This is a genomic window from Sporosarcina sp. FA9 (assembly GCF_051550205.1).
GTDB lineage: Bacteria > Bacillota > Bacilli > Bacillales_A > Planococcaceae > Sporosarcina.
The window spans coordinates 1,600,004-1,617,086 of the sequence record NZ_CP188819.1; the positions used below are offsets into that span (position 1 = coordinate 1,600,004).

Below are 17,083 nucleotides of genomic sequence, written 5' to 3' on the forward strand. Positions count from 1 at the left end.
GTTGTTCTTTATGAAAGGGGGATTTTGTATGGACTTCACGATTGTTATTGATTCATTACCATCTTTATTAAAAGCTGCTTTAATGACTATTTTCTTATCGGGTATTTCAATCGTTATTTCACTGTTTATTGGATTTTTTACGGCTTTGATAAGAGTTGCTAAAGTGAAAATAGCATATGGAATAGTTAGTGCATATATTTCCATTATACGGGGAACTCCACTTTTAGTTCAGATATTTGTCATCTACTACGGTTTACCTCAAGTTGGGATTACTTTGGAACCAATTCCTTCCGGTATACTTGCATTAAGTTTGAATGCCGGTGCGTATTTATCAGAATCATTTAGAGCATCAATTCTTGCAGTAGATAAGGGACAAATGGAAGCATCTATGTCAATGGGAATGACTTATTGGCAAGCTCTAAGAAGAATAATTCTTCCACAAAGTTTGCGTATTGCGATTCCTACATTGTCAAACTCTTTTATTACGCTTATTAAAGATACATCACTGGTTTCAGTTATAACCGTTACAGAATTATTACAAATGTCTAGTTTGATTATAGCTATAAACTTTGAACCGCTTACAATTTACTTGGTGGCGGCAGCAATTTATTGGGTGATCATTTCTTTCTTCACAGCTGTACTTGATCGATTAGAAAGAAATAGTTCCAAGCACTTAGCACGCTAAGTAGTTGTTGAATATAGAAATAGGGGGTGGCTGCTTTGGCTGTTATTCAAATAGAAAACCTTAAAAAAACATTTGGTGATAATCCCGTTTTAAGAGGAATAGACCTTTCAGTAAACGAAAGTGAAGTAGTTGTAATAATGGGGCCAAGCGGTTCGGGGAAATCTACACTATTACGTTGCATCACATTTTTAGAAGAACCAAATGAAGGAATTATTAAAATTGGTGATTACAAAGTAGACGCTTCTGCAAAAAATGATCGGCAACGTAAAAAAAATATTCGTGAAATGAGAAAACGAACCGGTTTTGTTTTTCAAAACTTTAATCTTTTTCCACATAAGACGGCTATTGGAAATGTCATGGAAGGTCCACTAACGATTCATGGTGCAAAAAAAGAAGATGCTAGACTATTGGCAGAAGCACTTTTGATAAAAGTAGGTCTAGGGGATCGCACAAATCATTATCCTGCTCAATTATCGGGTGGACAACAACAACGTGTTGCAATCGCGAGGTCATTATCGCTAAGCCCCACAGTTATGCTCTATGATGAACCAACCTCTGCACTAGACCCGGAGCTTGTTCGTGAAGTTCTTCAAGTTATTAAAGAACTCGCTGAAGAAGGTATGACAATGGTTGTCGTTACCCATGAAATGAACTTTGCAAAAGAGGTAGCGGACCGTGTGATATTCATGGATGGTGGCGTAATTGTTGAACAAGGAACGTCGAAACAGATCTTCGAAAATCCTCAAGAAGAACGGACAAAAAAGTTTTTGAGGCAAGTCGAAGAAGAATGATTTTAATGGAATTGTATGAATATCTCAGTGTTCTGGGATACTCATACAATTTTTTTTGTTAACAATATATTTATGGGAAAACCATAAAATCGACATAACTTAGTGACAGCACAACAAACATTTATTCAAATTCAATTAATTTTTTTGTTTTGTGATAAACTTATTAAATGGGATAAAAGAAATGTATTGGAGTGTTGAGTTTATGAATGGAAAACCATTTAAAAAGAAAAATTATCGACCACTAATAATTACATTGTCAATTGTGTTGATTGGCGCAATCGGTGTACTTTCTGGAGTACCTGGAGTAGAGGACTTCAATGCTTTTGATGTAACGATTTTACCTCTTTTGAATGCAATTTTTAATACATTTACTTTTATGTTTTTAGTATGTGCACTCGTTGCAATTTTAAAAGGAAAGGTATCAGTACACAAGCGATTTATTTACGCGGCATTTGGGACAACATTTTTATTTCTAATCTCTTATGTTTCCTTTCATTATCTTGCGCCATCAACTCCTTATGGTGGAGACGGATTTTTAGCGGGCTTTTATTACTTTATTTTAATTACACATATTATACTAGCAGCGGCCATTGTTCCGTTAGCCCTTACTACAGTAACTCGGGCTTGGAATATGGAAAATGAGCGTCATAAAAAGATTGCACGATGGACAATGCCAATTTGGTTATATGTCAGTTTTACGGGTGTTCTTGTTTACATTCTCATTAGACCTTATTACTAAACTCTATATAGGAACGATGAAAAATGATCGGGAAGGTTTCTAATCCTCTGATCTTTTTTGAATTTCATAACTTTAGATGTATACGAGTTCATGATACGGTTAGGGAAAGTATGATTATTGGAGGAGAAAGTTATAGATCTTTCAACATATATTAAATTAGATGCTATGGACATTGCACATTATATTCGAAAAAAAGAAATGAAGCCAAGTGAATTTGTTGAATTAAGTTTTAAACAACTTAGAAAAGTGAATCCATTGTTAAATATAGTAACGAGTACACGTGAGGATAAGGTTTTAGAAGAGGCGAAGACTAGTTTATTGGGGGAGACCCCTTTGTCTGGAGTCCCATTATTATTAAAAAATGTATCCCAGTCGGTAAAGGGTGAACCAATAACAAGCGGCGCTCAATTATTTAAAAACGTAATTGCTACTCATGATTCAAATTTTGTGACACGACTTAGAAATGCAGGTTTATTGTTCATTGGTCATACAAACTCACCTGAATTTGGCCTTAAGAACATTACGGAGCCAGTTTTACATGGACAGACTAGAAATCCTTGGAACGCTGATTATTCACCGGGTGGTTCAAGTGGAGGTTCAGCGGCAGCGGTTGCATCGGGTGTGGTTCCGGTTGCTGGTGCAAGCGATGGGGGAGGTTCCATTCGTATACCGGCATCTTTCACTGGTTTATTTGGTTTAAAACCAACACGAGGTCGTACGCCGGTAGGTCCAGGAGTAGGGCGACAGTGGCAAGGTGCGTCGATTGACTTTGTTCTAAGTAAATCTGTTCGTGATAGTGCTGCAATGCTTGATCTACTTCAAGTAATTCAGCCATCTGCAGCATTTCAAACACCTTTATTTCTAAGAAGTTACAATGGAGCTATGAAAGAATCTTTTGGGGGAAAGTTAAAAATCGCTTTTTCCATTAAATCTCCAGTAGGAACTGAAGTTTCTGAAGATGCAGAGCAAGCCGTTAAAAAGACGATTAAATGGTTAGAAGAATTAGGACATGATGTCCATGAAGTAGATAATGGAATCGACGGGGTTCAATTAATGGAAGACTATTTTCTGATGAATAGCGGTGAAATTGCGACCGTTTTTAATGGCATAGAAAGATCTATAGGCCGAAAAATTCAAGTCGACGATGTTGAAATTGAGACTTGGTTATTAAATGAGGCTGGGAAATCGGTATCTGCGGCGCAGTTTTCAGAAAGCTTATCTTCATGGGATACTGCTGCTGAGAAAATGGCTATCGTGCATGAAACGTATGATTTCTACATCACGCCTTCTACAGCATTTACAGCTCCTAAAATCGGAGAGCTTACTCATTCACTCGAACAACAACATCTGTTACGAGAACAAATGAGCAGTGCGTCTGTAGATAAGAAACAGGCTGTAATTTATGAGATGTTTTTACCTAGTTTGACATACACTCCATACACACAGCTTGCAAATTTAACGGGACAACCCGCAATGTCTGTTCCGGTCCATATATCGAAAGACGGTTTACCGCTTGGCGTCCAAGTGATGGCTTCTAAGGGAGATGAACATCGTTTGCTTCAGCTTGCATATCAAATCGAGCAAACGAACCTTTGGATGGGCATGAAAGGAAATCCATTTTTATCGATTGATTAAATTAAAACAACCTCCGATGCTGGCCTAAATCGGAGGTTGTACCTATAAAATCACTTGAAATTTAATTAATTATTAATTTTTTCTTTATTTGCATCTGCATAATTGACCGTGAAGTTTGAACCAATATTTGGATCTGTATAACCGCTTTGAAAGTCCGTTTTTTGCTGCATAAGATTAGCATATTCCTGGTCTACATATAAAAGTAAGCCGCCATTTTTCACTTCATTATAATACCTTGCTGATTCTTCTTGTGTGAAACCCATATGGTTAAATGCGGATTTTACGGGTTCATCACCACTAAGAAATGCAATGAAGCGGTCAAGCCAATTGCCTTCGGAGGATCTTAAGTCTACATCTGTTAATCCTCGAACGATTGATAATATGTCCAAGTTATTTGTTATAACATAAATATCATTTTCTTTATAACCCAAATTCTTCAACTCTGCAATTTTATCGAGAACTTCGTTTTCTGTTTGAAATGAACCTACATACTTCTTATTTCCCATTTTAAGCAACCTCCCAATAGTTCGAAAATCATTTTAGACTTATTATGTGTAAAGTACCCGAATCTAGAGTTATCAAACGTATTCGATTTATTTGTTATCATCTAAATTGGCTGAAAAAGTATGTGAAACAGCAGAAGATGGTACAATAGATAAGAAGATTATCATGAAATGAAAAACATGTTTTCAATTGGATTTAATAAAAAGGAGAATGACTAAAATGAATAATGCAATAACAAATGAATTACCACCAAATTATGATGAGTTAAAAAAAGCTGCGAATCGTTCGTCGAATTGGCGGGAACGCTTTGATGCAATTGAAGAATTAGGAAAATGGAAACATAAAAGAACAATTGACGTACTTTTGAATAGAATGGAAAATGATGCAGTGTATAAATTGCAAGAAGCTGCTTATCGCCATCTTAAAAGCTTTGGTGAAGAGGTCTCAATGCCAAAACAGAAAACGGGCGATTTAATTAAAGATGCATCTAAGGTTTTTGTAAGAGTTAAGAAAAGTTTACCTGCGGGGCATACGTATGAGGAGTATAAGGAAAAGTTGAAAAACATGAGACTTGATTTATTTGACACGTACGAGGGAGAAAAGGGAACTGAATTTGATAGTTGGCTTGAGAAGACGTGGGAAGAAGCGGCTACTAGAAGATAAATTACAAAAGAAAACCACGGAGATTTCTCCGTGGTTTTCTTTTTTTTAAATGACTAATCCATCCTTCATCGTGATTACATGATCCGCATAGCTCAGCATTTCCTCGTCATGCGTAACCATTAATGTAGTAATATTCATTGTTTTCGTTAAATCACGAATTAATAACATCACATCTTTCGATCTTTTCGAGTCAAGACTTGCAGTTGGTTCATCTGCGAACAACATCTTTGGTTTGTGTATAATTGCACGAGCAATTGCAACCCGTTGCTTTTCTCCCCCCGATAGCGAAGCTGGGTAAGCATCCTTTCTGTGATTCATATCTACGAGTTTAAGAATTTTTTCAACCTCATCTTTTTGCGACTGTTTTTTTAAATTTGATTCCGAAACATCTAGCATTAACATTAGTTGTTCTTCTACTGTCAGAAAGGGTACAAGATGAGCCGATTGAAACACAAAACCAAAATCACTTGCCCGTATTTTACGAATCTGTTCTTGATTCATATTTGTTAAGTTTTGTCCTTCGAATACTATTTCACCATCTGTTGCTTGTTGAAGACCTGCCGCAATCGTTAAGATTGTACTTTTACCAGACCCTGAAGCACCTACTAATGCTGTTATTTCCCCTTCTTTTAACGAAATATTAATACCTTTTAAAACTTGTTCTTCTATATCTCCATTTGTAAACGATTTTCTTACTTCATCTATTGTAAATATGGTCATATTAAACCTCTCCTTGTTGAATTGCTTGCAATGGTTCAACTTTTTTAATTTGTATACCAGAAAGTGTAGCCCCAATAAAGCCAATAAATACGAAAATGATTGATAATTGAATTGTCGTTTCATAAGGTAGATCATAAGGCATTCCTTTAGGAACAATAAAATTAAATCCTTGACTAAGTGCTATTGAAAAAGTCAAAGCAATCGCTGTTACGAATAGCATTTGTGTCCACATCATTTTAAACAAAGAACTAGTTTTTACACCAATCGCTTTAAGAATTCCGTACAATCCAATTTTTTGTACATTCATCATATAGAAGAAGATTGCGAACAACATACCACTAATGACAACTAAAAACCAAACAATCATATTTAGTGACATTTGTTCTGCACTGTAACTAGGAATGGTGTTTAAAAAGCTTTTATTCGAAAAAAATTGAAGCCCTGTGTACGATTGACCCTTATCTTGCCCTGGAATAAAAACCAATTGCATTTCATTAACTCGGTAAATTTCTTTGTAGTTTTCCATATTAATGTATGCAACAGGTGCATGACTGTATTTTTCTTGATCTACAAAACCTATTACATTAAATTCACCACTGAACTGATTGTTCGTAAGTACATCGCCAATACTAATTCCCGCATCTTCCAATGATTGATCTAATATTATTTCTCCATCGTTTACTTTTTGGAACAGATTCGATTCAGTCGATGTTACAAACGCTACACTTCGTTGTTTGTCTTCAGTATCATTTAAAAACCCCATTTGAATCGAAAATGCCGCCGCATCCTTATGTTCACTAAATACTTCGTCTTGCACATTGCTATCTATTCGTGAGAGATTGTAGGTTTCATCGGCATCGGAATTCATATAAAATTGACCATCCGGAAGATTCTTTATTAGGGCAGCATTATCTTGAGATAAGCCGTTCGACAATCCAGAGATAATAAAGGTTAATAAACTGACCAAAAATACAATAGATCCCAAAATGATAAAACGTGTTTTATTCTTTTTGATTTCTTTCCATGCAATATTCATAATATCTCCTCCATAAATTACTTTCTTAATATAGTGTAACGCTCGAATATGAACGGAAGATTAACACGAATACATTATTAAAATTACTACTTCGTGGAGTTTGAATCCAAATTCAGAATTTAATCCATAGTTTTATAAGTAGGGAATTATAGTAAAACGTTAAAAGAGATTCAATTGATTAGTTTTTGAATTGCTTAAGTTGCTTGACACTTTCAAATGTTACGTGTAATGTAAGTATTAATAACTTAATAGAATTTTTCTTATCCAGAGAGGTGGAGGGACTGGCCCTATGATACCTCAGCAACAGACTTTTTAGTACTGTGCTAATTCCAGTAGTTAATAACTTGGAGATGAGAAGAGAAAAACGCGAATTTTGCAAAACCCTCTTCTTATATAATGAAGGGGATTTTTTATTTAGTAAATTAATTAAAAGGGTATTGAAATCGATATCTCAAATTGAATAGTTTTCTTATCTAGAGAGGTTTAGGGACTGGCCCGATGACACCTCAGCAACCCCCATTTATGGAAAGGTGCTAATTCCAGCAAGTCTATTACGACTTGGAAGATGAGTTTTATTTGGTCATCTTCCTATGTGTTTTAGGGTGATGGCTTTTTGTTTTCCTGTTAATTAATTGGGATGGAACACCTGGTTCAAATTTAAAGGAGGGATTGTTTTTGGTTCGTTTTAGTAAACAGACAGAGCTTGTACAAATAGGCAATCGAAGAGATGAAAAGCATGGTGCAATAAGCACTCCAATTTACCTTTCAACAGCATATCATCATGAAGAAATTGGTCTCGGTCAGGGTTATGCTTATTCAAGAACTGGAAGTCCAACGCGAGATGTATTAGAAGAAGCAGTTGCAAGACTTGAAAGTGGTGACAATGCATTTGCATGTAGTTCGGGAATGAGTGCAGTTCAACTCGTCTTTTCAATGTTTGAAAAGGATTCGCACTTTATTGTATCTCGGGATCTTTACGGTGGATCCTATAGGATGTTTGAATTATTTGAAAGAAATTATGGTTTTACCTTTTCGTATTGGGATGGGAAAGAAGAAGCGAAACTTGAAGAGTGTATTCAGAAAAATACAAAGGCTGTTTTTCTTGAAACACCGACAAACCCTTTGATGCAGGAAACAGACATAGCGTTAACGGCGAAATTCACGAAAAGACATGAGTTGCTATTAATTGTAGATAATACTTTTTATACCCCGTATATACAACGTCCAATTGAAGAAGGTGCGGATGTTGTGATCCACAGTGCAACTAAATATTTAGGGGGTCATAACGACATACTTGCTGGACTTGTTATTTCAAAAGGTGAAAAGATAGGTGAGGAATTAAAGTATTTACACAATGCATGTGGATCTATCCTATCTCCTTTTGATTGTTGGCTTTTAATAAGGGGTTTAAAGACACTTGCACTGCGAATGAACCAACATGAAAAGAATGCACTTATTATACAACGATTTTTACAAAAACATTCTTCAGTAACAGATGTATTTTATCCTGGAAGAGGAGGTATGGTTAGCTTTTTAATAGCAAATGAAGAATGGGTGCCGACATTTTTAAAGTCGTTGAAATTATTTTCGTTTGCAGAAAGTTTAGGTGGGGTGGAAAGTTTTATTACGTACCCCGCAACGCAGACACATGCAGAGATTCCTGAGGATATCCGAAAGGAATACGGGCTAACCAATTGTTTGCTTCGAATTTCTGTAGGTATAGAAGATGAAATAGATTTAGTTGCAGATTTAAAACAGGCATTTCAAGAGTGCGAAAAATGCTGAAATCTTGAAGTTTAGGAAAGGGAAGTGAATTGGTTGGATTTACTGAAAACAATGAGGGAACGCATACTAATTGGTGATGGTGCAATGGGAACACTTCTATATTCTCATGGAGTGGATCGCTGTTTTGAAGAGTTGAACCTGACACATCCAGAACAAGTTCTTCATATACATCAAGCCTATATTCAAGCGGGTGCCGATGTAATTCAAACGAATACATACGGTGCCAATTATATTAAACTTTCAAGATACGGTTTAGAGGATCAAGTGAAAAAGATCAATCAAGCCGCTGTTAAATTAGCAAAAGAAGCAGCACGGAAAGATACATTTATTCTTGGAACGATTGGTGGTATTCATGGTTCCCAAACGGAAATTGGAACGAAAGAGGAAATCAAAAGAAGTTTTAGAGAACAATTGTATTGCCTCCTTCTTGAGGGGGTAGATGGGCTAATTCTTGAAACCTATTATGATTTTGAAGAGTTAACAACAGTACTCAAAATAGCCCGTGAAGTAACAGATCTACCAATCATCACAAACGTTTCAATGCAAGAGGCTGGAGTCTTGCAAAATGGAATGGCGCTTGCAGATTCCCTTTTAATATTGGAGGAATTGGGAGCAGACGTTGTTGGTATCAATTGTAAATTTGGCCCTTATCATATGCTTAAATCTTTAGAGTTTGTACCTATACCAAAACGTGCGATGTTGGCAGTTTATCCAAATGCAAGTTTGCCAGGTTATAAGGACGGAAAGTTGTTCTATGAGAATAAACCTGAATATTTTAAAAAACAGGCAGAAAGTTTCCGAAACGAAGGAATTCATCTAATTGGTGGATGTTGCGGTACAACACCTGATCATATTCAGGCTTTGGCAGAGGGGCTTATCAATCGGAAGCCTGTGACGGAAAAGTTAATTAAAATAGAAGGAATTAAAGTGAAAGTTTCAGAGCAAAAGGAATTAACAAAGCCTAGTTTACTAGAGATTGTGAAAGAACGACATTCTATTATTGTTGAACTAGATACACCAAAACATTTAGATACCGACCTTTATTTTCAGGGTGCAGAAGCGTTACAAAAAGCTGGTGTGGATGCTATAACACTGGCGGACAATTCACTTGCAAGTCCTAGAATATGTAATGCTTCAATGGGGTCACTAATTAAACAGAGATTTTACGTGTCGCCGCTTGTTCATATTACTTGTCGTGACCGTAATTTAATAGGACTACAATCACATCTTATGGGTTTGCATACACTAGGCATTACTGAATTATTAGCGATTACAGGTGATCCTACAAAAATAGGAGATTTCCCTGGGGCTACTTCAGTTTTTGATGTAACATCATTTGGTTTGCTTGAAATGATTCAACAATTTAATGCCGGAAATTCACCATCGGGTAAATCTTTGAAACAAAAAACAAATTTTACTGTGGCGGCTGCATTTAATCCGAACGTGCGTAACCTTGATCGAGCAACGCTGCGTCTGGAAAAGAAAATCGAAGCGGGTGCGGATTACTTTATTACACAACCAATTTATAGTCCGGAAAAGATTATTGCTGTCTATGAGGCGACAAAACACTTGAAAGCACCTATTTATATTGGAATCATGCCTTTAACTTCAACGCAAAATGCGGAATTTCTTCATAATGAAGTTCCGGGTATTAAATTAACAGATGAAGTTCGGGCAAGAATGGCTTTGTTTACAAATGATCGTGAGCAATCGACACGTGAGGGAATTGAAATATCAAAAGAGCTCATTGATGTTGCACTCGAATATTTTCATGGGATCTATTTAATAACCCCTTTCACCCGCTATGATATAACGGTTAATTTAACAAATTATATAAATAGCAAAGTAAATGTAGAGGCAGTACCTAAATCAATGGTGACACTGAACTAAAAAATAGAACAACTAAAACATATAACTGAGGAGATGGATGATATGGTTAAAGTACTAAGTTCAACTATTGGATACCCACGCATTGGTGGAAAGCGCGAATGGAAAAGAGCTTTAGAAAGTTTTTGGAGTGGGGCAATTTCAGAAGCGGAATTATTAACGAAGACAAAAGAAATACGTCTAGATAATCTTCGGAAGCAAAAAGAAATAGGTATTGATTTAATCCCTGTAGGTGAATTCTCATTATATGACCATGTACTGGATACATCAATTATGTTCGGAATTGTGCCGACACGTTTTGAGTATGCGGGTGGGAAAGTTCCATTAGATACCTACTTTGCAATTGCCCGTGGTAATAAAGATGCAATTGCTTCAGAAATGACTAAGTGGTTCAACACAAACTATCATTATATCGTACCTGAATTGGATAATGTAACGCCGAAATTAGTTGAGAATCGTCCACTGGAATTTTATCGGGAAGCAAAAAAGGAGTTAGGAATTAACGGTAAACCAGTTCTTTTGGGCCCAATCACATTTATAAAATTAGCTAAATCATCAGAGGATATTTCTTTTGCAGAAAGAGTAGAACAATTTACGCCACTCTATATAGAAGTATTAAAAGGACTTGCAGATGCAGGTGCGGAGTGGGTTCAAATAGATGAGCCGATATTTACAAGCGAACTGTCGGCCGACGAACTTAAAGCTGTACAGAAGGCCTATGCCGCAATTGATGAGGCCGTTCCAAGTTTGAAAATCATAGTACAAACGTATTTCGAGAAAGTTTCCAATTATAAGGAGATTTCAGCACTTCCTGTGCATGCGTTAGGGCTTGATTTTGTTCATGGCAATACAATTGAATTGCTACAAAAGTTTGGATTTCCAAAGGACAAAGTTTTAGTAGCAGGTGTCGTTGATGGCAGAAACGTATGGAAAACGAATTTAGATGTAAAGCTTTCGCTATTGGATGAAATTCAGTCATATGTTGAGAAAGACCGTCTGATTATACAACCGTCATCTTCATTACTTCACGTACCAGTAAGCATTAAACTCGAGGCGAATTTGGACAATGTGATAAAAGGCGGACTTTCATTTGCGGATGAAAAGCTATTAGAAATTGTTCATCTAACAAAAGCAGTTCGGGATGGCAAGGAAACAATCGCAACGAAGCTTGAAGAAAACAAAAATGCGCTTACTACTCTTAATAACTCCAAGTATCGTCAAAACGTTGAAGTTAAAGGAAATATTAAGAGCTTGACGGAAAGTGATGTAAATCGTGCGTCACCATTTGTCGAAAGAATTCTTGCTCAACGAAAGCGTTTTAAGCTACCACTACTACCAACAACTACGATTGGAAGTCTTCCACAAACAGCGGAGGTGAGACAGCAAAGATCTAAATGGAGAAGAGGAGAGAACTCCGCAGAGCAATATGAACAGTTTATCAAAGACCAGATTTCAAAATGGATAGATATTCAAGAGGAAATAGGTCTAGATGTATTAGTTCACGGGGAATTTGAAAGAACGGATATGGTCGAATATTTCGGTGAAAAGTTTGAAGGATTCGTCGTATCACAATTCGGTTGGGTGCAATCTTATGGGTCACGTTGTGTAAAACCACCGCTTATTTTAGGTGATGTTGCATTTAGTCAGCCAATTACGGTGAAAGAAAGTGTCTATGCACAATCATTAACGAAGAAACCAGTAAAAGGAATGTTGACAGGTCCAGTAACAATATTGAATTGGTCATTCGTACGGGATGATATACCTCGTTTTGAAGTTTTAAATCAGATAGCGTATGCACTCCGTCATGAAGTAGAGGAACTCGAAAAGAATGGTATCCACATGATTCAGGTGGATGAACCAGCACTAAGAGAGGGGCTTCCACTTAATCTTTCGGATAGAAATGGCTATTTAGATGCAGCCGTTCATGCTTTTAAAATTGCAACTGCATCTGTTGAAAATGACACTCAAATCCATACACATATGTGCTATTCTGATTTCAACGAAATTATTGACTCAATTAGTGCGCTTGACGCAGATGTAATTTCAATTGAAGTGTCCAGAAGTCACGGTGAACTAATTTCAGCATTTGAGAAAAACACTTATGATAAAGAAATTGGATTAGGGGTATACGATATTCATAGTCCACGTGTTCCGAGTAAAGTAGAATTGAGACAGAATATAAATCGTGCATTAAAAACGATTAACCCTAATCAGTTTTGGATCAATCCAGATTGCGGTCTTAAAACAAGAAATGAAGAAGAAACAATTGCAGCTTTAAAAGTAATGGTCGAAGCCGCCAAAGAAATTAGAGCAGAACAACTTGCTCTTGTAAAATAAAAACCTACTACCACTTCTGAATTTGGAAGTGGTTTTTTAATTTCAAATAGAATGCACTAATTTTATGTATTTCGGGTATACCTGTATTATGAAATAATATTTTGCTGCGTTACAGCTAAAAGCTTATTTTAGGAGGTATGAAATGAAGACAAAAGGACGTAGACAAAGCACCAATGTAGAAGACCGAAGAGGTATGGGAGGGAAAACAATAATGGGAGGCGGTATTGGTGGAATTATAATCATCCTAATTATCGCCTTTATGGGTGGAGACCCAGGTGAAGTTTTGAATAAGATACAACCCAATTCGGAAAGTAGTACGCCTTATGTAGAATCGGAGGAAGAAAAAGAATTAGTGGAACTGGTTTCTGTTGTATTATCGGATACTGAAGATGTTTGGACTGCTATCTTTGAGGAAAATGGTCTTATTTATGAGAAGCCGGTTCTAGTTCTTTATACGGGAAGTGTTCAATCTGCATGTGGAGCAGCGGGTGCATCTGTAGGTCCATTCTATTGTCCCGGGGACCAGAAACTCTATATTGATCTCAGTTTTTATAATGAATTGAAAGAAAAGTTTAAGGCACCAGGAGATTTTGCAATGGCGTATGTGGTTGCTCACGAAGTGGGACATCATGTCCAAACTCTATTAGGAACAACTGATGAAATTATGCCGCTTCGTCAAAAATTAAGTGAAACAGAATTTAATAAATACCAAGTTCGATTTGAATTGCAAGCAGATTATTTAGCTGGAGTTTGGGCTCATCATGCTCAGGGGATGGATTTACTTGAGAAAGGGGATCTTGAGGAAGCGTTAACTGCAGCAAGTGCAATCGGCGATGACACTTTACAAAAGAGGGCACAAGGCTATGTTGTTCCCGAAAGTTTTACTCATGGCACCTCTGAGCAGAGGAGGGAATGGTTTTATAAAGGGTTTGAAAATGGCACACTTGAAGGTGGGGATACATTTAATATAATCGATTAATAGTAAAACAAACATAGACAATAATTGCATTATCTTATAAGCTAAGGTTATTATCATTAAAGTAATGGAGGGTTTTTGTGAATCTTTTACAAGTTAGAAAAGGTCAGTTTGTTTATTATAAAAATGAATTACACAAGGTATACTCAGTTCGACCACTTTCTAGGTTGTCAGTTTTAATGTACCGCATAAAAGATATGGTTCAAGAATCATGCAAAGCTGAAGACTTAACACTTTATAAACCACAACATATGGACTCTCTAATGTTGTTGGGTATTCGATACACACTAAGAAAAGATGAAGGAGCGGTAGAGGGCGGTTATATTTTAATTACACGTCCACACCCAAGCCAAATGGATTACTATTCATTAAATGAGTTCGAAAAAGTTGAAAGTCTCATTGATGTTGGTGTATATACAACTTTTCATAACACTGTTCGAAAAAGAGAATACTTGGTGATGGTTCCTGGTGTTGACAATGACGCCAATCAAATTGATTATCTCGATTATTCAATTGTAACCGAAAGTCAATTAGAGGAGGATATACAATTAGAAAATGAAGCGAATAAGCTTTCTGTTGTAAAACCTTCTGTTGGAGATATTTATATAAATCTAGATAACGGTATTAAAGCAATGGTAGTCGCTATTATTGACGACGAAGTTGCACTGGGATCAGGGGAACGAGTGAAAAGTACTGATTTAATTGAATCAAATAGTTGGAACTTAATTTATAAAACTGGGAATGAAAGTTTCTAAGAGAATTTCGAACTAATTATACCGTCATCCGATACATAATCATGTATTGGGTGACGGTTTTTTATTAAGAAATCTCTAAGTAGTTTTGAATTTAGCCTTAATAAAAGCTTCTTTCGTATAAGCCCACCATGCATCGGTTACATTGAGATTAACAATATATTACTGATGTGAAAAGAGGTTTAGCATTTTGAAAAGTAAAGTGTTTCGGTATGTTTTTTTACTAATGATTACGGTACTTTTATGTAGTGCCTGTGGAAATAAGAATAAAGTGACAGTGTTTCCTGATGGGATGAAGGAAAAGGATAATGAACCAGGTGAGGTTTACGGATTTACTGAATTTAATATGACAATAGATACAAAGGAAATGAAGGACGCCATCATTGTTGAATTCAAAGAAGGTCATGATAAGACTGAAGCCGTGTATGAAAATAAAATAGAAAATATTTATTTATACGGCAATAAAGCTTTAGAAAAGCTTGGTTCCTTATTTGAAGCCCTTGATTTCGATCCAACTATGGAAGATTTAGATATGATAAAAAAAGCGTCCGATGTATTTGAAATAAATGATTATACAAGTTTGAAACTGGATATTAAATTTAAAGGGTACGATAAAAAGCAGTTAAAATTTATGAAGTAATGAATCCTACTGATCATCCATGATTTTATGGGTGATTATTTTTTTGTTGTATACACGAAAATAGTGGAGTTGCATACAAATGAGAGTAGCGACAACACTATTTTCACGGGGGAATGATGATTTCTGAAATCAATTGTATTTATTGAAACGACCAAATCAGGCTCCAGTCGTGAAGGGATAAAAACTGCATTTCGATTGGGCTATTCAACCATCTTAGTAACGGCTAGAAGTAGTTTTTTTGAAAATCCAACAGAGTTTCCGGATGTTTCGCGTATAGTTTATTTGGATGAAATTATAGAAGAGACAATTAGTATAGAAATTGAATTACTTCAAAAACAAGGTTTTGAAATAACAGCGATTATTAGCTTTGTAGATCCTTATGTTTCAATGGCAACTCATTTATCGAATACACTTTGTGGTTCAAAGATATCTGTTGATGCACTTAGAAAAATGGAGGACAAAGCGATTACAAGGGATGTTTTTAGAAATGATAAGATGAATATCGATTATAAAGTTTACAATCCAAAATATGGTTTTACACAAATGAGAAATTGCTATCCTGTTATTATAAAATCAGCTATTTCAAAAGCATCAAAGGATGTCTATTTGGTGAGAGATGATTTTGAAGCGAAAAATGTAATTAAAAAATTAGCTAGAATTTATCCCTATCAGAAAATAATTCTAGAGGAGTATCTTGATGGACCGCAATATTTAGTTGAAGTACTTATTAATAATGGGAATGTAAAAATAATAGCCATTATTATGCAGGAAGTTGAAAAAGAGATCAAATTTATTGTGACAGGTTATACGGTTTTATTAAATGTAGAGGAATCAATATATAATAAGATTTTTGAAGTTGTTACATCCATTCAAAAAACTTTGGAAATATCCAATGCTGCATTTCATCTTGAAATTAGAATAGTAAATGAATGTGTCAAACTAGTTGAACTGAACCCGAGAATATCTGGCGGAGCGATGAATCAAATGATAAAAGAAGCTTTTGGAATAAGCTTGGTGGAAGAAACAATTGGGCTATATCTTGGAATGGAGCCTAAATTAAATAGAAAGTATGAAAGAAATATTTATGTTCATTATATAACAATTAATTCGTATGGTTATTTACTAAAGGTTACTGGCTGTGATATTGCGGAGAATTCCACAGGTGTCCACGAGGTGTTTGTGAAACCGACAATAGGATCAATGATTATTCCTCCGATTTCAATGGGACAGCGGTACGGGTATGTTATCGCTACCGGAGATACTATAACTGAGGCAAAGATTAATGCGAAAGAGGCCGCGAGGAAAATTAAGTTTTATATAGAGCCATTGGAGTAGACTTGGTAATTTTCTGAAAACCCATTCCTATAAACAGTTTAAACATATACTAGAAAAATAGTGGATATTTCTGTAGGGGGGACAAGTCGGGATGCATAAAGAAAACACTGTTTGTGTAGCAATGAAAAGGCTGATGAAAGAGCAAGAGATTATCACAATGAATGATATTGATTTTCAATTTATATGTAATTTAAAAAGGTTTGATACGATTCCTTTTATGCTTTTTTCAGTAGGTTGTACGGATCCATTTACGGTTCACTATAAATGTGTAACAACATCTCATTTTAGGTTGGAAAAAATAGATGTAGAAACGTGTTGTGCAACATTATCATTGCTCGTCCCAGTAGATATTGAAGGGAACTTTGTAAATTCTAGTGATGAATATTACGCACTAAGAAAGACAAAGTCATGTGTTATCGTCAATTTAAATTGTTTTTGTGAAATCAATCCACTACCGCCGGAACTTGTTGGTCGACCCCACCCCATTGTTTTTCCAAAATGATAAAAAGATACCTCTCTACCCTACACCGCAGCATACGCAGTTGCGGTTTTTTAGTATCTAAATATATTCGTATATTCTAAACGTTTGTCCTTATCA

The 17,083-nt window shown here is 35.9% G+C and carries 16 protein-coding genes and 2 riboswitches; of the genes, 13 read left to right on the top strand and 3 right to left on the bottom strand.

The genetic code is table 11. The annotated features are described in order from the left end of the window. The first annotated feature begins 28 nt into the window (after positions 1–28). The 4 genes from ACP8HH_RS07790 (at position 29) to ACP8HH_RS07805 (ending at position 3,850) form a co-directional block, all read left to right on the top strand. Entirely contained in the window at positions 29–685 is a 657-nt protein-coding gene (locus ACP8HH_RS07790) for an amino acid ABC transporter permease (RefSeq protein WP_438318219.1), read from the top strand. Between the two features lie 35 nt (positions 686–720). After that, positions 721–1,476: an amino acid ABC transporter ATP-binding protein gene (locus ACP8HH_RS07795; RefSeq protein ID WP_438318222.1), complete on the top strand. Its 756-nt coding sequence runs from the start codon at positions 721–723 to the stop codon at positions 1,474–1,476. Positions 1,477–1,678: 202 nt separating this feature from the next. After that, positions 1,679–2,215 (top strand): DUF420 domain-containing protein, encoded by a 537-nt coding sequence (locus tag ACP8HH_RS07800; RefSeq protein ID WP_438318225.1) that lies wholly within the window; start codon positions 1,679–1,681, stop codon positions 2,213–2,215. Between the two features lie 132 nt (positions 2,216–2,347). Continuing rightward, a complete protein-coding gene (locus ACP8HH_RS07805) occupies positions 2,348–3,850 on the top strand; it encodes an amidase (protein WP_438319069.1) in 1,503 nt (500 codons plus the stop codon). A gap of 65 nt (positions 3,851–3,915) precedes the next feature. Here ACP8HH_RS07805 and ACP8HH_RS07810 read toward each other — a convergent pair whose 3' ends face one another. Then, positions 3,916–4,356 carry a general stress protein gene (locus tag ACP8HH_RS07810; protein WP_438318228.1) on the bottom strand — a complete coding sequence of 147 codons (441 nt, stop codon included), beginning with the start codon at positions 4,354–4,356 and terminating at the stop codon, positions 3,916–3,918. 217 nt (positions 4,357–4,573) lie between these two features. On the opposite strand from ACP8HH_RS07810, the gene ACP8HH_RS07815 reads away from it, so the two are divergent. Next, a complete protein-coding gene (locus ACP8HH_RS07815; protein WP_438318231.1) occupies positions 4,574–5,017 on the top strand; it encodes a HEAT repeat domain-containing protein in 444 nt (147 codons plus the stop codon). Between the two features lie 45 nt (positions 5,018–5,062). Here the strand turns inward: ACP8HH_RS07815 and ACP8HH_RS07820 are convergent, their stop codons facing one another. Then, on the bottom strand, positions 5,063–5,737 hold the full coding sequence (locus ACP8HH_RS07820) for an ABC transporter ATP-binding protein (protein WP_438318234.1): 675 nt from the start codon (positions 5,735–5,737) through the stop codon (positions 5,063–5,065). 1 nt (position 5,738) lies between these two features. Continuing rightward, the gene (locus ACP8HH_RS07825) at positions 5,739–6,773 is read right to left on the bottom strand and encodes an ABC transporter permease (RefSeq protein ID WP_438318237.1); all 1,035 of its coding nucleotides are present in this window, start codon (positions 6,771–6,773) and stop codon (positions 5,739–5,741) included. A gap of 257 nt (positions 6,774–7,030) precedes the next feature. Continuing rightward, positions 7,031–7,130, top strand: a riboswitch (SAM riboswitch). 109 nt (positions 7,131–7,239) lie between these two features. Continuing rightward, positions 7,240–7,345: riboswitch (SAM riboswitch) on the top strand. Between the two features lie 103 nt (positions 7,346–7,448). On the opposite strand from ACP8HH_RS07825, the gene ACP8HH_RS07830 reads away from it, so the two are divergent. The 8 genes from ACP8HH_RS07830 (at position 7,449) to ACP8HH_RS07865 (ending at position 16,987) form a co-directional block, all read left to right on the top strand. After that, positions 7,449–8,558: a PLP-dependent transferase gene (locus ACP8HH_RS07830; RefSeq protein WP_438318240.1), complete on the top strand. Its 1,110-nt coding sequence runs from the start codon at positions 7,449–7,451 to the stop codon at positions 8,556–8,558. Between the two features lie 33 nt (positions 8,559–8,591). Then, entirely contained in the window at positions 8,592–10,448 is a 1,857-nt protein-coding gene (locus tag ACP8HH_RS07835; protein WP_438318243.1) for a bifunctional homocysteine S-methyltransferase/methylenetetrahydrofolate reductase, read from the top strand. A 42-nt stretch (positions 10,449–10,490) separates the two neighbouring features. After that, positions 10,491–12,782 carry a 5-methyltetrahydropteroyltriglutamate--homocysteine S-methyltransferase gene (gene metE, locus ACP8HH_RS07840; protein WP_438318246.1) on the top strand — a complete coding sequence of 764 codons (2,292 nt, stop codon included), beginning with the start codon at positions 10,491–10,493 and terminating at the stop codon, positions 12,780–12,782. A gap of 142 nt (positions 12,783–12,924) precedes the next feature. Next, positions 12,925–13,761 (top strand): KPN_02809 family neutral zinc metallopeptidase, encoded by an 837-nt coding sequence (ypfJ, locus tag ACP8HH_RS07845; protein ID WP_438318249.1) that lies wholly within the window; start codon positions 12,925–12,927, stop codon positions 13,759–13,761. A 77-nt stretch (positions 13,762–13,838) separates the two neighbouring features. Next, the gene (locus ACP8HH_RS07850; protein ID WP_438318252.1) at positions 13,839–14,513 is read left to right on the top strand and encodes a hypothetical protein; all 675 of its coding nucleotides are present in this window, start codon (positions 13,839–13,841) and stop codon (positions 14,511–14,513) included. A 187-nt stretch (positions 14,514–14,700) separates the two neighbouring features. After that, complete coding sequence (locus ACP8HH_RS07855; RefSeq protein WP_438318255.1) at positions 14,701–15,150, top strand: YusW family protein; 450 nt, start codon at positions 14,701–14,703, stop codon at positions 15,148–15,150. A gap of 282 nt (positions 15,151–15,432) precedes the next feature. After that, positions 15,433–16,485 (top strand): ATP-grasp domain-containing protein, encoded by a 1,053-nt coding sequence (locus ACP8HH_RS07860; RefSeq protein WP_438318258.1) that lies wholly within the window; start codon positions 15,433–15,435, stop codon positions 16,483–16,485. Positions 16,486–16,576: 91 nt separating this feature from the next. Continuing rightward, on the top strand, positions 16,577–16,987 hold the full coding sequence (locus tag ACP8HH_RS07865) for a CotY/CotZ family spore coat protein (protein ID WP_438318261.1): 411 nt from the start codon (positions 16,577–16,579) through the stop codon (positions 16,985–16,987). Positions 16,988–17,083 lie beyond the last annotated feature (96 nt).